The following is a 14,982-nucleotide window of genomic DNA, read 5'->3' as shown; positions in this document are numbered from 1 at the left end:
GGAGTACGGATGGGTTGCAGATCCCGCACAGGGTGGGAAAGCTTCCTTCAATTATCTAAGGACTGAGAAGATGAAAAAATTTGCAATGGCAGCCGTTGCAGCCGCTGCGCTGAGTGCTGGTGTGGCGCAGGCGTACACCGTGGGTACGTTCAGCAATGGTTTCGTGGTTCCTAATGTGATCCACAACGGTGACACCGATACTACTGCTGTGGGTATCATCAACCAAACCGGCAACGTTGTGCCTGTGTTCTGGACGTTCTTTGATTCGAACTCCAACCACGTGACCGACGGTTGCTTCCCCCTGACCAACAAGGACTACGAGCCCTTCATCTGGTCGCAACAATCCGGTACTGGCTTGGCTGGTACGCGTGGTTACCTGGTGTTCGCAGTGGGTGCTAATACTGCATCCACCACGGCTGCTGGTGCTTGCGCTGTGGGTAATGCTGTTGTTCCTGTTGGCGGTTTCACCGGCGGCATTGGCGCTAACGCTTTCCAAGTGAACACTACCGCTCAAGACGTGGCTTTCGTTCCAGTGATCGACGGTACGCTGACGTTCGCTTCGGGTTCTGATCTGACCACCCTGGGCCCGCTGAATCTGCTGTCTGTTGCTGGTGCTCGTGCAGTGCCAGTTGGTCCTTCGGTTGTTCCTGCTTTCAGCATGCGCTATGCTGTTGACGCTGCTCTGAATGCTGGTCTGGAAACCCGCATTGTGGTGTGGTCGACGGGTGATCACCGTGGTACCCACACGGTCAACATGTACGACTCGGCACAAAACCGTAAGTCTGTGAACTTCGCTCTGGCTGAAGCCGAACTGTCGTTCTTCAACCCAGAAACCATCCCTGGCCGTCCTGCTAACTTCACCGATGGTTTCATCGAATGGAGCCCCGTGGCTGCTCTGCCTGCAGATCTGCCTGCAGCAGCAGCTCCTGGCGCACTGTTTAACCTGGGTGGTTCCGTGTTCACCTACAGCCTGATCAGCGCACCTGCTTTCGGTGCTGTGCAATCCGTTCTCGGTTCGCACAACTAATTTTTCTTGATGCATACGGTGCTTCGGTGCTGTATGTAAAAAGAAAAAACTTGGCAATACCCACTTGTGGGTGTTGCTAAAAAATGGCGCCAATTAGGCGCCATTTTTTTTGTTTGTGGAGTTTTCATGAAATTGTCTCGTCCTGTTCGCTTTCGCTGGTTGGGTGTGGCTGTAGTCCTCGTGATGGCGGGTTGTCAGATGCAACCAGTTTCCGTTGCGGAGGGTGTTGCGCCCGCTGCAGCGCCAATGGCCCAGGGGGCTGCCCGTATCACCATTGGAGCGCACATGGTTTGGGGAGGGGAGGCGCGCTGCGCTGCAAAAGAAGGCTGCCGCCTCGTGCTCATTGAGCATGAAGAGGGCAAAGTGGCTCTGCATCGAATTGATGGCAGAACCTCGCGATTGCTTGATCGCCAGCCTGTAGCCTACCATCCTGACGCTGCAATATGGTTGTCGGATACTCTGGTGGCTGCGGCAGTGGAAAACACAGGCAGTCTTGATATCTTTCGTGTAGAGGGGGAGCGTCTGGTGCGTATACATCAGGCACAGGTAGGTTTTGCACCACGCGATGTCATCGTGGCCAGTGCCTCACAAGGGCGGTACAAATTTCTGGCGACGCCGTACAGTGGCAAAGAGGTAGCGTGGATCGATTGGCATGAGGACAATCGCCAAGCAGCAACGTCGAAAAAGGTTCGATGGTGTGAGGCACCATGGCACCCTGTGCGTGTGAGCAAAATTCCCGGAACTCAAGGGGGCGGCTTTGCTGTGGCGTGCCTTGACGACCGTAAGGTGGTGGCTGTTTCGGATGCGGATCTGCTGGCGCCGCCACGGATTCTGGCGACGTTTGGAAGCGTCGCGCGCCAGGCACGGCCTTCACCCTCTGGGCATTGGCTCTACGTATCGCTGGAGACGGGTTCGCGCAACGCCCGCATCAATATGCAAAGCGGGGAACTCCAATGGATCCAGTCCCCTCTGACCGGCAGTGTCGCGGTGGCGCCGTTGTCCGATGATCTGGTGGTTTGGGGTGAAGATGCAAAGCTTTATTTGCAGCGTCTTGATGCCGACGGCAAGGTGCTTGAAACACGGTGGTTGAAGACCAGTGGATTCTCTACTGGTTTGCAGTTGATCGATCTGGATGGTGATGGTGCGCGTGACCTGGTGGTGCTCAATTCAGTGGATTCCATGGTGGATGTTATCTATGGCCCGCTTTGGGATCGTGCTGCTGAGCGTCTTTGAATGTGAGATGTGTTTCTTAAAAATATAGCTATGAGTCATTCTTCGCTTCATTTGAATTGGCCTCGCGCTCTTGTTGCAGTTGTTCTGACGGTTGCGCTGTCGGCTGCATCGGCAGCTGGGGCGACCGAAACCCTGGTGCGATTCGCCAATGGTGAAACCATCACGCAAGACGATCTTTCGGTGTATCTGGATCGTCGGGTCGATCTGCGTTCCTCTAGCCGCAATGTCTGGGGTGTACAAACCACGCTGCGCGAAATGGCCATGGTCCGCGTGCTGGCGTTGGAGGGCGCGCGCATGGGTGAGCCCCGCCAGGAGGGGAAGGACGGACAGCGCTTTGATGATGTGTATGCCCAGGCCATATACACCAAGCTGGCGCCAGAATGCAAACCGCCAGCCGACGAGGCGGCTTCCCGTCAGTTTTTCAAGGACCATCCCCAGGCATTCAGGGTGCCTCCCATGGCGAGGTTGAGCCGCGTGATTCTCCCTGCTACCGAAACACTGGAAGGTGAGCTAGCAGCTGCCTGGCTCATGAAGCAAGCCCAGGCGGTGGCCTCTGGTGCGAAATCGTTTGACGATTTGGCCAAGCATGCGGAATCCGTGTACAAGCTAGATGCTCAGGGTGATCTGGGCTGGGTTACTCTCTTTGAAGAGGATTCCAGCGTCTTGCGCGTGCTGGCGACCACCAGTCAAGGGGAAATGGTGGGGCCTATCCGTGAAGGCGACTTTGCCTACCTCTTTAAGGTCAATGAAAAGCGCGAAGGGCGTCAATTGGCCTGGGGGGATGTAGCGGTGTCGGTGCCTGCCCGAGCAGTCACTTTCTGCCGCCAGGAGGCGGGTAAAAAGATTCGGGAGGATCTTTTCAAGAGATACGGCGTGGAACTGGACAACGGCGCGATACGGGCGTTGTTCTCGAAACAGTCTGCAGCAAAATAATCTGCACTTGGCATGCCCTGGCACTCTGGGGTTGCCGTCTCCAAAACGGTGCACGGTACAATGCACGGCTTTGCGGATTGCTAGGCTTGCCATCTGAGTCGCTGTTGGGCGCGGGGCATATGGCGCCGTATTCCGACCAAGATCCTTGCAGCACTTAGACAATGACTCAAATACGCGCCTCTGTGTTGATCCCCGTCAAAAATGGGGGGCCTTTGCTGGGCGAGGTGCTGGATGCCGTGCTGGCCCAGCAAACACCATGGCCGTTTGAGGTCATCGTAGTGGATTCCGGTTCATCTGATGGCTCTGTGGAATGTGCCAGGGGGCGTGGCATCCATGTGGAAAGCATTCCAGCCTCAGAGTTTGGCCATGGGCGTACCCGCAATTTGATGGCTTCCATGGCAAAGGGACAGTTTCTTGTGTTCATCACGCAAGACGCGCGGCCGGCCAGCCCGCAATGGCTTGCCAACATGGTGCAAGGCTGCGATATTGATCCAAGTGTGGCGGGGGCTTTTGGCCCTCATCGGGCGCATCCCCAGGCTCGGCACGTCACCCATTGCGAACTGAGCCAACATTTTGCAGGTTTCGGGGACAAGCTTTCAGTGGTCCGTCTCGAAGACCGCACCCGATTTGCCAACGACCCTGGCTATCGCCAGTGGCTGCATTTTTTTTCCAGCAACAACTCCTGTATCCGCCGCTCCGTGTGGGAGCAACTGCCGTTGCCCGAGGTCGCGTTTGCCGAGGACCAGACATGGGCGCTGCGCGCCATTGAGGCTGGGCACGCGAAGGCCTTTGTGCCAGACGCGGTGGTCTATCACTCACATGATTTTGGTGTCTGGGAAACGCTGCAGCGCAATTTCGACGAAGCGCGTTCGTTTAATCTCTATTTTGGCTACCGCATCCAAGACAGTCTCTTGCAGGCTTTGAGGTCTGGTATGTACTTGGCGAAGCGAGACCTCGGCTGGTTGCGCAACGGTGGTTTGCACGGCTGGTGCCTCTTCAAGAATGCCGTCTACATGGGCTTTATTGAAATGGCCCGGGTTGCAGGCCAATATCTGGGTACGCGGCACGACCGTCTGCCCACATGGCTATTGCGCTCTGTGTCGCGCGATGAGCAATTGCAGCGCGCAGGAGCCGTGTGACCATGGCGCTGAATCTGTCAAAAAAGATATGGCGTGTGAAAGAAATGGCGCGCAAAGAAGGCGTCTTTGCCGCCCTCCGCGCGGTGGTACGTCGCCTCCGCCAAGGGCCAGGGCGGTATGTGGATGTCTTTCGACACTACGACTTTGCCCTCCCCTATGTTCTGCCTGCTCAGCCCGGTGAGGCCAAGCGGGGAACTCTGCTGTGGTTCATTCCTGACTTCAACGTCGGGTCCGGTGGACATCTGAACATCTTTCGCACCATCTGGCATCTGGAGCAGATGGGCTACGCCTCAAGCATCGTGATTGGCAAGCCCGTCATGCACCACGATGCGCAGGAGGCTCGAGAGTCCATCCGAAAGAATTTTTTCCCGCTGCAGGCGCAGGTTCTGTTGGGTCTGGACGATCTGCCGCCGTGTGAGTTTGCTCTTGCCACTGGCTGGGACACGGCATATGCAGTACGTGCCTTCACGGGCGCCATGCACAAGCTGTATTTTGTGCAGGATTACGAGCCACATTTCTATCCCGTGGGGTCCGAGTCGGTGCTGGCACAGAACACTTACCACTTCGGATTTTTCGGTATCACGGCGGGTGGCTGGCTGGCCAGCAAGCTGGCGAACGACTATGGCATGGCCACTCACTCTGTAGGTTTTGGCGTGGAGCTCGAGCGCTATCGACGCCTGCCGCGCAGGGAACCGGAGATTCGCCGGGTATTTTTCTACGCGCGACCCCCCACGCCCCGCAGGGCGTTTGAAATAGGCCTCCTGGTGCTGAACGCGGTGTGGGAGTGCATGCCTGAGGTGCAGTTTGTGCTGGCTGGCTGGGACACTGCCGGCTATCACATTCCGTTTCCGCACCTGGGCTGTGGCACGGTGGCGCTGGATGACCTGCCGGATCTTTACAGCCAGTGTGACGTGGCGCTGGTTCTATCGCTCACGAACGCATCCCTGTTGCCCCTGGAGCTGATGGCCTCCGGTTGCGCCGTGGTTTCCAACCGAGGCCCCAATGTGGAGTGGCTGCTCAATGAGGAGGTGGCCGTTTTGGCAGAGTCTTCCCCTGAGGGGCTCGCGGATGCTGTTTGTGACCTGCTGCGGGATGACGAACGGCGCCACGCACTGAGCGAACGTGCCGAGAAGTTCGCGCGGGCGCAGACGTGGGAAATGGTTGCAAAGGACTTTGAAGCAGCCCTGCTGCACGCGCGCGCCCAGGATTCGCGGGAGGCTTTTTGATGCGTTGCGCGATTCTGGGAGGTGCTGGGTTTCTAGGCCGCCATATTGGACGTGCCATGGCGTCGGAAGGCGCTGAGGTGTGGTCGGTAGACCGTTCATTGCCGGCCGCGGGTAGTGCGCCTTGGCTAGCCGGTGAAGTACAGGCCGACTGCTTTGACCTCTCGTCTTGGTGGGATGTGGTGGGTGGTGCGGATGTGATTGTTCATCTGGCATCTTCCACCGTGCCGGCCACGGCCAGTGAGGATCCTATCCAGGACGTGCAGACCAATTTGGTAGGTACGTTGCGCCTACTTCAAGCACTGCGCAAAAAGGCTGCGCGGCCCAAGCTGCTGTTCGCGTCATCCGGCGGGGCTGTGTACGGACGGCCGCAATCTGTGCCTTTGTGCGAGTCTCACCCTACGATGCCGATGGGCGCCTACGGGGCAACCAAATTGGCGATTGAGCACCACTTGCGCATAGAGGAGGCTCAGCATGGTCTGCCATGCAGGATTCTGCGTTTGAGCAATCCTTACGGCGAGTGGCAACAGCCCCATGGTGTCCAGGGTGTGATTGCTGTTTTTGCACACCGTGCGCTCCGTTCACAGCCGCTGGATGTATGGGGGGACGGGTCCGTGGTACGAGATTTCGTCTATGCCGCTGATGTGGGGCATGCATTTGCAGCTGCGGCGCGCCATGAGGGCGAGACCCGTATTTTCAACATTGGTGGCGGAGCCGGGCACAGTGTGAATGACATTGTCCGTACCCTGGAACAATTACTGGGGCGTACAGTAGAGCGGCGCGTGTTTTCGGCGCGACCCTTTGATCCACCGGTCAACGTGCTGGATATTCAGCGTGCCCAGAAAGAACTGCTCTGGAAACCAACGATGGCTTTCGAGGATGGGGTGGCCAAGTCGGTCGAATGGCTACGGACGGTAGCATGACGCGCCCAGCTTCCCACTCCACAGCGGTGTCATCGGCAGCGCCACGCAACCCGCGCCAGTTGTGGGTGCTTTGGCGATATTGGATGGTGCGCGAGTTCAAGACCCGCTACGCCGGTTCGGTGTTGGGTTTTGCTTGGGCTTTTGTCCAGCCTCTCGCCACGTTGGCAATTTTTTACGTTCTTTTCGGTCTGGTCTTGGCGGTGCGTGTGCCTGGGCTGGATGTCAGCAACGGCTATCTGCTGCACCTTTTGGCAGGGCTGGCCGTGTGGTTGCCCTTTACAGATGCCATCGGGCGAGGCGTGGGGTCTTTGGCCGCATATGAGGACTTTTTGCGCAAACAGCCCATGCCTGCGGAGATTCTGCCCGCCGTGTCGGTGGGGGGCAGTCTATTGGTCCTGGGCATTGGGTATGGGTTGTTGCTCATTCTGTCCGTTTCGCAGGGCGTGGGGCCGTATGCGTCGCTGGCTTGGTTGCCGGTGCTAGTGCTGGCCCAGATTGCCCTGACCTTTGGCCTCACGCTGTTGCTGAGCATGGCCCATTTCCTGTGGCGGGATGTGGGCTCCATGGTGGCCTTTGCGCTGCAGCTTTGGTTCTACCTGACGCCTGTTGTCTACCCGTTGTCCCAGGTGCCAGAGAAGTTCCACAATTGGTTTCTCCTCAATCCGGTGGCGTGCTTGGTGCTTATGGTGCAGAGCACTGTATTGCACATGCCGGTGCCATCGGGAACACCCCTCGCTCTGGTTGTGTGGGTGGTCTTGCTCGGTGGCGGCGGATGGTGGTTCTTTCGCTCGATGAAGTCTGCATTGGGCGAGGCCTTGTAAAGCCATGACGATACGCTTTGAGGGCATTGAAAAGACCTACATGGTTTACAGCCGTCCGCAGGACCGGCTGTGGGAGTGGGTGACACGCAAGCAGCGCCACCGCGTTCACGTAGCTTTGACGGGTGTGGATTTTGAAGTACAGGCGGGTGAAACGTTTGGCCTCATCGGCGAGAACGGTGCTGGCAAAAGCACCTTGTTGAAGATTGCCGCAGGCACTATCCGCCCCACCCGTGGGCAGGTGTCACAAGAAGGTCGCGTTGCCGCGTTGCTGGAGCTGGGCGCGGGCTTTCATCCCGAGGAGTCGGGCTACGACAACATCCGCTTCATGGCCGCGCTGCATGGCCTGGAGGGTTTGGCCATGGAGGACTTCATTGTCCGAGCTACGGCATTCTCGGAGCTGACCAGAGAAACGCTTGAACGGCCGGTGAAGACCTACTCCTCGGGTATGTTCATGCGCTTGGCTTTTGCCGCCGCAACCGCCATTGACCCGGATGTATTGATCGTGGACGAGGCCCTGTCAGTGGGCGACCTGCACTTTCAGAAGAAAAGCCTAAACCGCATTCTGGAGCTGCGCGAGCGGGGCGCAACGGTGCTTTTCTGCTCCCACAACCTGTACCAAGTGAGAAGCCTATGCCAGCGGGCCGCCTGGATTCATGGCGGCCACGTGCAGGCGATTGGTGCCACCGAGGATGTGGTGACTGCCTACGAATCCCATGAGCGGCGCAGGTATGCCCATCTGCGGGTTGAGGCCCATGAGGCTGAAAAGAAGGACGCCGCTGCACAGCCCACAGCCGTCGCATCATCGGGCGCCCCTCTGGTAAAAATCGCGGGACTGACGATCGAGACCGGGGACGGCATCAATCCGGCACAGGTGGATTCGTTCCAGGATCTGTCGGTGGAGATTGAGATCGAGTCCTATGGGGATGCGCCGTTTCATGTACTGTTTGCGATCGTTCGCCCAGACAAGGACAACGTGTTTGGCACCAGCACGCAGTTCCGTGCTGATGGCACGCCGCTGCAGGGCATCGGCAGCCACCGTATTCGTGCCAGATTTCCACGATTGCCGCTGCTATCGGGTGAATACCTGTGGAGTGTGTATGTCCTGGATGATTCGGGCATCCAGGTGCTGGACATGGCCGAGCTGATCCAGCCCTTTACCGTCCTGAATCAGAAGCATCGCGAGTTTGGTGTCGCTTGGTTGGAGCACGAGTGGGTGCTAGCGGAATGACTCGTGCCTGGTCCCTGGACCTGCTTTTCCCCTGCATTGCCCGACTGCCTACAACCTTGCCCTGGAGGCTGGCGGGGCGGATTGGGCGTGGCGAGTCGGCGACCGAGCGCGATCACCTGCTGCGTTGGCTTGAAAATCTGTTCGCGCGGGTGTTCCCCCAAGCGACGGCAGAGCAGCATGTGCAATGGGCGCGCGCCCATCTGGCGATGTTGGCGCAGGAGATGGTGGATGCCATGGCGTTCAGTCGCCTGGGCCGTCCCGGGGGACCAGCCATTGACCTGCAGGGTGCGGAATTCGCCAAGGAGTTGGTCCGCCAAGGCAAGGGGTTTATCCTGATTCTGAATCACTATGACCGGCTTTTGACTGCTCCGGTTGCCTTGGCAAGAGAGGGGATTGCCACCAATGTCTTGACCATGCCGGTGTTGGACAACCCGGAGCTTGCGGTGGCGCAGCGCCGGTTTTTGCTGCGGAAAATTCAGGGCTATACCGAGGTGACCGGCGGGAAATGGCATACCACCAGTGAAGGGCTACGCCCGGTGCATGAAAGCCTGCGGGCGGGACAAGGGTGGGTCATTCTGGCGGATGCATGGCGGCCTGAGTTTGGCCGTCTGCGCGGTAGTCCTTTTCTGGGCGGGCGACTGAACCTGCCCACTGGCATTGAGCGCTTGGCGCAATCCACGGGCGTGCCGTTGCTGCATGCTGTGACTTATTCGCGGCGCCCTGACCACCTGGAGGTTGCCGTGGAACCATTGCCTGAAGATCCCAGGGAGGCGATGGATAAAGTCATTCAGCGGCTTGAACAGGATGTGCAGGCCCGACCCTGGGCTTGGTGGCAGTGGGGGCTGTGGGATCAGATGTGGCAACCGGAACCGGGGCCAAAGGCGGAGGGAAATCCATGACCAATATTGAGCGATACGACTACGCATTCGACCCGGACGGCGAGGAATGGGCTGCCCGCTTGCTGCGCCGCGTACCTTCCGGCGGAGGCTCGGTGCTCGAGCTTGGGCCGGGGCCTGGCGCCATGACCCGGGTTTTGCTGGCGCGAGGCCATCGGGTCACGGTGGTGGAAAACGACCCCGAGGCACTGGAAGTGCTCAAGACATTGGATGTGGAGATCATCTCCGGAAACCTGGATGGGGCGGACTGGCTGGATGCGGTCAAGGGTCGGCAGTTTGATACGGTGATGGCCTGTGATGTGCTGGAGCACCTCAGAAAACCGGAAGACGTATTGCAACGGTTGAGCGAATTTGTCGCTCCCATGGGTTGTCTGCTGATTTCCGTTCCCAACATCGCCTATGCTGGGGTGCTGGCTTCAATGCGTAGCGGCATCTTTGACTATTCTGACAAGGGTCAACTGGACAGGACCCATGTCCGGTTTTTTACCAAACGCAGCATCGAAAAGGTGTTGCTGGACTGCGGATGGGCTCCCCGGGTATGGGAGGCCAACAGGGTACCCGTTGAGTGCAGCGAATTCGCCGGGTACTGGAGCGCCCTGTCGGGCGATCAGCGTCAGGCGTTGCTGGCTGGGTGGCAGGACTTTGACGTCTACCAGTGGATGGTGGTGGTCACGCCTTCTGTGGCTACCCCAACGTGGGAGCTGAAAGAGGCTCGGGGCATGGCGGACAGCTTGCGCGGTGAGTTGCAGGCCCTCACGGTGCTGCACCAACGCGAACGAGCTTCGTTACTGGAGCATCAAAAGGCCTTTGCGGAAGCCAAGGACATCATTTCTAAACTCCAGCAAGACATTACAAAACTCCAGGAAGAAATTAATGAATTGCGAACAGATGTGGGCTCGCTGCGTTCCGAAAAGGCCGCGGTGGAGTCGGAGCTAGCAAAGACGCGAATAGAGTTGCAGGCCAGGACGGTTGAGCTGACTGATCGTGCTTGGCGCAGCCGTTGGCGCAGGCTCATGGGTTCGCATTACAGCCATTGAGCGCGACGGACATGCTGCTGGGAATTCCAGATTTCGCTACGTCACACGCAGGTGTGGACCGAATGGGTGTTGATTGCCGGATCGACCCGTCCGTTTCCATCATGCGGTTTGGGCAACGTGCCGATGTGTTGTGCCTGGCCGACGGCGTCAGCATCTATGCCCAGACACGGCTGGTGCTGGGGGATGTGGAGGCAGACCCCTGCGTGGGGATCCACATTGGCGCCCGCACCATCGTCAACGTGGGTGGGTATCTGTCTGGTGAGGGTGGTCTGGAGATTGGCGATGATGTTCTGATTGGTCCCCATGCCAAGCTGCTGTCTGCAGGCCACGCCATCGATGAAGGTGATTCTGTCATTGCGCGCAACCGTATCACCCGGGCAAAAATCGTTGTAGAAGATGGTGCATGGATAGGTGCGGGTGCCATTGTCCTGGAGGGTGTCACCATTGGCCGGGGGGCCGTGGTGGCAGCGGGGGCGCTGGTGCGGCAGAACGTGCCAGCAGGGATGGTGGCAGCAGGCATGCCCGCTCGGCTGATCCGTTCCAGGAAGGGGGATGCATGGCCCGTAGCGGAGACACCCACCCCCTGGCTGCAACGGGCCGGTGCTGAACTGAAACGTTTCTTTCGCCAAGAACGCGAGATCAAATGACAACAAAAAGTGTGTTTTACCAGGTGGTTGAAGGGGCTGGGCGCCTGTTTCGTGAAGCGCCAAGCCTACGCAGCGCCGTGCTTTCGGTTTTCTTGCTGTTGGGACTGCTGTCGTCCTCTTGGGCCGACCAAGTGTGGGAGTTTGTAGATGGGGACGGCGTGACCCACATCGGCAATGTGCCCCCTTCCGCTGCATCGCGGGGCGTGATCTGGCTCAACCGTGTGCAACCTGCTTCGGTGATGAAGGGCAAGGATCGTGGTCCTTCTGCACTGCAGTTTTCGGGCTACGACGACGTCAAGCAGCACCTGGAAGCAGCGGCAGTGGCGCAGTCGCTAGACCCAGCCTTTGTGATTGCCGTTGCCGCCGCAGAGTCGGCTTTCAATGTAAAGGCCGTTTCGCGCAAAGGTGCACTGGGGCTGATGCAGGTCATGCCCGCAACGGCCGAACGCTATGGGGTTGCTGCGCGCCCATCCTCGGAAGGAGAGCATGCTGCGATGGAGCCCAAGGTGAATGCGCAGATTGGCACCCGCTACCTCGCCGATTTGCTGCGCATGTTTGATGGCGACAAGGAGCTGGCGCTGGCTGCTTACAACGCTGGTGAAGGTGCTGTGATCAAGCATGGCCGGCGAATCCCCCCGTATCCCGAAACACAGCAGTATGTGGAAAAGGTGATGCGTTTTTACCGTGGCATGCTTCGGTAGCGCGCCAGGTTTTTGACCACGTGAACCTTGCCATGGCCTGCTGGGAGCTGCCGAGGGTTGGACCGATCTCCGTCGCAGATCCTTGTGGCTTCTTTCTGCAGGGTTCTTCGCACCAGATGGCAATATTTCACACCAAAGTGCCTAAGCACCCTGCGGGGGCGCGGCCGGCTAGCGCTTTCTTACAGGTGCCTTGTCCGAGTGCGGGTACCATCGGCCGCTCATGATCTGGTTATCTGTGGTGGCATTCATCGTTGCAGCGTTGGCGGCAGGGTTCATCGTGCGGTGGATGCACAGCCATGCTTCTGTCTATGGCAACGGCATGCCGCAGCGTTTTCATCTGGGGGATGTTCCCCGTCTGGGCGGGGCCGCGTTGCTGCTGGGCATTGGGTGCAGTTGGGGTCTCGGTGTTCTGCAATCGACCCACTGGGGAGATCCCGGCTCGCTCAAGCTCGGAGCTTGGGTGGGAGGCTGGCTGGTGGCCTTGCTGCCGGCTGCGCTGGGGGGTATCGCGGAGGACATGACCCAGCGCCTGTCTGTGCGATACCGGTTGAGTCTGACGGGCGCATCCGGCGCTCTGGCGGTGATCCTGCTGGATCTGACTTTGCCGCGCATGGGGTGGCCCTGGCTGGATTCCCTGCTGGCCGCTGCCCCGTGGCTCGGCGTTGCGGTTGTTGTCCTGGCCGTTGCGGGGCTTCCCCATGCGTTCAACATCATTGATGGCTACAACGGCCTGGCCGGCATGGTGGCCCTCATCGTCTGCCTGGCTCTGGCCCACGTGGCCCTGCAAGTGGGAGACCGTGCACTGGCTGCCCTGTTGGTGTCCACAGCAGCGGCGACGGGCGGTTTTCTGGTCTGGAACTACCCGCGCGGCATGTTGTTCGCGGGAGATGGCGGTGCCTACGTGTGGGGTGGCGTGATTGCGCTGGCCAGCATTTCCCTGGTGCAGCGTAACGCCGATGTGTCGCCGTGGTTCCCTATGCTTTTGTTGATCTACCCCGTGTGGGAAACGATCTTCTCGATCTACCGCAAGACCGTGCGGGGGGTGTCTCCTGGCGTGGCCGATGCGTTGCACTTTCATCAGTTGATCTACCGCCGTATCGTGCGAGGCGTCTTCCATGACGACGAATCGCGCAGGGTACTGATGCGCAACAACCGCACCTCCCCCTACCTCTGGGGCTTTACCCTGCTGACTGTGGTCCCGGCGGTGCTGTTCTGGAGCAATACCCCGCTGCTGATGGCATTTTGCGGCCTGTTCGTCATCAGCTATGTGATGGCTTATCTGGCCATTGTGCGTTTCAAGGTGCCCAACTGGTTGCGCCACTGACAGCGGGTACGCTGGCAAACCCAGCGCGCCGCGCGAATGCGGCACAATTTACGCCTTACCGTTTTCTCTGGATGGCCCGCCTCCATGACCGACCTTCTTTCGATTGCCCCACGCGACAAGGCTGAAATCCTGGCCCAGGCGCTGCCCTATATCCGCAAATTCCATGGCAAGACCATGGTCATCAAGTATGGCGGCAACGCCATGACCGACCCTGCGCTGCAGGCCGACTTCGCCGAAGACGTGGTGCTGCTCAAGCTCGTGGGCATGAACCCCGTGGTGGTGCATGGCGGCGGCCCGCAGATCGAGACGGCCCTGAACCGCCTGGGCAAGAAGGGCGAGTTCATCCAGGGCATGCGCGTCACAGATGCCGAGACCATGGAAGTGGTTGAGTGGGTGCTGGCCGGCGAGGTGCAGCAGGACATCGTGGGCCTGATCAACCAGGCCGGCGGCAAGGCGGTGGGCCTGACGGGGCGCGACGGCGGCATGATCCGCGCGCAAAAGCTCAAGATGGTGGACAACAAGAACCCATCCATTGAGCACGATGTGGGGCAGGTGGGGGATATCGTGTCCATCGACCCCAGCGTGGTCAAGGCGCTGCAGGACGACGCCTTCATTCCCGTCATCAGCCCCATCGGTTTTGGCGAGAACAACGAGAGCTACAACATCAACGCCGACGTAGTGGCCAGCAAGCTGGCCACGGTGCTGCAGGCTGAAAAACTGATGCTGTTGACCAACACACCCGGCGTGCTGGACAAGGCGGGCAATCTGCTTACCGACCTGACCGCCCGCGAGATCGACGCGCTGTTTGCCGATGGCACCATCTCCGGCGGCATGTTGCCCAAGATCGCCGGTGCGCTGGATGCCGCACGGGCGGGTGTGCAGGCGGTGCACATCATCGATGGCCGTGTGCCGCACGCCATGCTGCTCGAAATCCTGACGGACCAGGCCTACGGCACCATGATCCGCAGCCATTGAAATGCACTCCCTGAGCCGCGTCGCGTCTTCCCCCTCTCTCGTTTCTCGGGAGGGGGACGCCACCAGTGGCCTGGCAGAGCCAGTTCCACGGTGGCACTGGTCTTTGCCGCGCCAGTGTCGTTGGCTGTGGGCCTCACGCAACGCAGGAGGCCACTGACATGCGGCTGTTGCTGGTCGAAGACGACGTCATGGTGGCCAGTGGCATCAAGCTGGGGCTGACCGATGCGGGGTATGCCGTGGATTGGGTTGGAAGCGGTGAGCGTGCCGAAGAGGTGCTGCGTACCGAGTCGTTCGACGCTGCCATCATCGACATCGGCTTGCCGGCCATGGATGGGCTGGAGCTCACCCGGCGCCTGCGCCGCACCGACATGGCAACCCCGTCCCTGCCGGTGCTGATCCTCACTGCGCGCGACGCGTTGCACGACCGCGTGCAGGGACTGGACCTGGGGGCCGATGACTACATGGTCAAGCCCTTTGAGTTGCCTGAACTGCTGGCAAGGCTGCGCGCCCTGCTGCGCCGCTCGCAGGCCGCCACCACGGCGGTCCTGAGCTTTGGCCCGCTGGAGCTGGACACGGCCGGCCGCCGTGCAAGCATCCGCACCGGGGACGGGGAACAGGTCATCGAACTCGGCCCCCGTGAATGGACCGTGCTGGAGTACCTGCTCATCAATGCCCCCAAGCCAGCCAGCAAGGACAAGCTCCTGCAGGCCCTGACGGGCTGGGACAAGGAGATCACGCCCAACGCGGTGGAGGTGTATGTGTCCCGCCTGCGCGGCAAGCTGGAGCCCCACGGCGTGGCGCTCCGGTCGATTCGCGGGTTCGGCTATCGGCTTGAGCTCCAGACTGCCTGAGTGGAATCGGTCAGGCTGAAACCC

At 59.7% G+C, this 14,982-nt stretch carries 15 protein-coding genes; all 15 read left to right on the top strand.

Annotation, left to right across the window (positions count from 1 at the left end; genetic code table 11):
- Nucleotides 1–70 precede the first annotated feature (70 nt).
- Nucleotides 71–1,027 carry a hypothetical protein gene (locus ARADN35_RS0112435; protein ID WP_010462571.1) on the top strand — a complete coding sequence of 319 codons (957 nt, stop codon included), beginning with the start codon at nt 71–73 and terminating at the stop codon, nt 1,025–1,027.
- A gap of 126 nt (nt 1,028–1,153) precedes the next feature.
- Nucleotides 1,154–2,260: an FG-GAP repeat domain-containing protein gene (locus ARADN35_RS27935; RefSeq protein ID WP_139019194.1), complete on the top strand. Its 1,107-nt coding sequence runs from the start codon at nt 1,154–1,156 to the stop codon at nt 2,258–2,260.
- 30 nt (nt 2,261–2,290) lie between these two features.
- Nucleotides 2,291–3,193 (top strand): peptidylprolyl isomerase, encoded by a 903-nt coding sequence (locus ARADN35_RS26285; protein ID WP_050812503.1) that lies wholly within the window; start codon nt 2,291–2,293, stop codon nt 3,191–3,193.
- A gap of 182 nt (nt 3,194–3,375) precedes the next feature.
- Nucleotides 3,376–4,332: a glycosyltransferase family 2 protein gene (locus ARADN35_RS0112420; protein ID WP_244265897.1), complete on the top strand. Its 957-nt coding sequence runs from the start codon at nt 3,376–3,378 to the stop codon at nt 4,330–4,332.
- 2 nt (nt 4,333–4,334) lie between these two features.
- Nucleotides 4,335–5,558 carry a glycosyltransferase family 4 protein gene (locus ARADN35_RS0112415; RefSeq protein WP_010462563.1) on the top strand — a complete coding sequence of 408 codons (1,224 nt, stop codon included), beginning with the start codon at nt 4,335–4,337 and terminating at the stop codon, nt 5,556–5,558.
- Nucleotides 5,558–6,478: an NAD-dependent epimerase/dehydratase family protein gene (locus ARADN35_RS0112410; RefSeq protein ID WP_010462561.1), complete on the top strand. Its 921-nt coding sequence runs from the start codon at nt 5,558–5,560 to the stop codon at nt 6,476–6,478. Before ARADN35_RS0112415 ends, ARADN35_RS0112410 begins: the two co-directional genes overlap by 1 nt.
- 83 nt (nt 6,479–6,561) lie before the next feature.
- Nucleotides 6,562–7,299, top strand: a complete 738-nt coding sequence (locus tag ARADN35_RS0112405; RefSeq protein WP_010462559.1) for an ABC transporter permease — start codon at nt 6,562–6,564, stop codon at nt 7,297–7,299.
- Nucleotides 7,300–7,303: 4 nt separating this feature from the next.
- The gene (locus tag ARADN35_RS0112400; RefSeq protein WP_010462557.1) at nt 7,304–8,527 is read left to right on the top strand and encodes an ABC transporter ATP-binding protein; all 1,224 of its coding nucleotides are present in this window, start codon (nt 7,304–7,306) and stop codon (nt 8,525–8,527) included.
- Nucleotides 8,524–9,426, top strand: a complete 903-nt coding sequence (locus ARADN35_RS0112395; protein ID WP_010462555.1) for a lysophospholipid acyltransferase family protein — start codon at nt 8,524–8,526, stop codon at nt 9,424–9,426. Before ARADN35_RS0112400 ends, ARADN35_RS0112395 begins: the two co-directional genes overlap by 4 nt.
- Nucleotides 9,423–10,460, top strand: a complete 1,038-nt coding sequence (locus ARADN35_RS0112390) for a class I SAM-dependent methyltransferase (RefSeq protein WP_010462554.1) — start codon at nt 9,423–9,425, stop codon at nt 10,458–10,460. Before ARADN35_RS0112395 ends, ARADN35_RS0112390 begins: the two co-directional genes overlap by 4 nt.
- Nucleotides 10,412–11,107, top strand: a complete 696-nt coding sequence (locus ARADN35_RS26280; protein ID WP_244265895.1) for an acyltransferase — start codon at nt 10,412–10,414, stop codon at nt 11,105–11,107. Before ARADN35_RS0112390 ends, ARADN35_RS26280 begins: the two co-directional genes overlap by 49 nt.
- A 77-nt stretch (nt 11,108–11,184) precedes the next feature.
- Nucleotides 11,185–11,808 carry a lytic transglycosylase domain-containing protein gene (locus tag ARADN35_RS0112380; RefSeq protein ID WP_029413976.1) on the top strand — a complete coding sequence of 208 codons (624 nt, stop codon included), beginning with the start codon at nt 11,185–11,187 and terminating at the stop codon, nt 11,806–11,808.
- 220 nt (nt 11,809–12,028) lie between these two features.
- A complete protein-coding gene (locus ARADN35_RS0112375; RefSeq protein ID WP_029413975.1) occupies nt 12,029–13,132 on the top strand; it encodes a glycosyltransferase family 4 protein in 1,104 nt (367 codons plus the stop codon).
- 84 nt (nt 13,133–13,216) lie between these two features.
- Nucleotides 13,217–14,107, top strand: coding sequence for an acetylglutamate kinase (gene argB / locus ARADN35_RS0112370; protein ID WP_010462547.1), 891 nt, complete (start codon nt 13,217–13,219; stop codon nt 14,105–14,107).
- Between the two features lie 158 nt (nt 14,108–14,265).
- Nucleotides 14,266–14,958: a response regulator transcription factor gene (locus ARADN35_RS0112365; protein ID WP_010462544.1), complete on the top strand. Its 693-nt coding sequence runs from the start codon at nt 14,266–14,268 to the stop codon at nt 14,956–14,958.
- Nucleotides 14,959–14,982: the final 24 nt, after the last annotated feature.

The organism is Acidovorax radicis N35 (genome assembly GCF_000204195.1).
GTDB lineage: Bacteria > Pseudomonadota > Gammaproteobacteria > Burkholderiales > Burkholderiaceae_C > Acidovorax > Acidovorax radicis.
This window is presented reverse-complemented; position numbering and strand designations above follow the sequence as displayed.

Coding starts and splice junctions, on each gene's coding strand:
- ARADN35_RS0112400 (WP_010462557.1), top strand. CDS start 7,304: ATGACGATACGCTTTGAGGGCATTGAAAAGACCTACATGGTTTACAGC.
- ARADN35_RS27935 (WP_139019194.1), top strand. CDS start 1,154: ATGAAATTGTCTCGTCCTGTTCGCTTTCGCTGGTTGGGTGTGGCTGTA.
- ARADN35_RS0112415 (WP_010462563.1), top strand. CDS start 4,335: ATGGCGCTGAATCTGTCAAAAAAGATATGGCGTGTGAAAGAAATGGCG.
- argB (WP_010462547.1), top strand. CDS start 13,217: ATGACCGACCTTCTTTCGATTGCCCCACGCGACAAGGCTGAAATCCTG.
- ARADN35_RS0112405 (WP_010462559.1), top strand. CDS start 6,562: ATGGTGCGCGAGTTCAAGACCCGCTACGCCGGTTCGGTGTTGGGTTTT.
- ARADN35_RS0112435 (WP_010462571.1), top strand. CDS start 71: ATGAAAAAATTTGCAATGGCAGCCGTTGCAGCCGCTGCGCTGAGTGCT.
- ARADN35_RS0112365 (WP_010462544.1), top strand. CDS start 14,266: ATGCGGCTGTTGCTGGTCGAAGACGACGTCATGGTGGCCAGTGGCATC.
- ARADN35_RS0112395 (WP_010462555.1), top strand. CDS start 8,524: ATGACTCGTGCCTGGTCCCTGGACCTGCTTTTCCCCTGCATTGCCCGA.
- ARADN35_RS0112375 (WP_029413975.1), top strand. CDS start 12,029: ATGATCTGGTTATCTGTGGTGGCATTCATCGTTGCAGCGTTGGCGGCA.
- ARADN35_RS26285 (WP_050812503.1), top strand. CDS start 2,291: ATGAGTCATTCTTCGCTTCATTTGAATTGGCCTCGCGCTCTTGTTGCA.
- ARADN35_RS0112410 (WP_010462561.1), top strand. CDS start 5,558: ATGCGTTGCGCGATTCTGGGAGGTGCTGGGTTTCTAGGCCGCCATATT.
- ARADN35_RS0112390 (WP_010462554.1), top strand. CDS start 9,423: ATGACCAATATTGAGCGATACGACTACGCATTCGACCCGGACGGCGAG.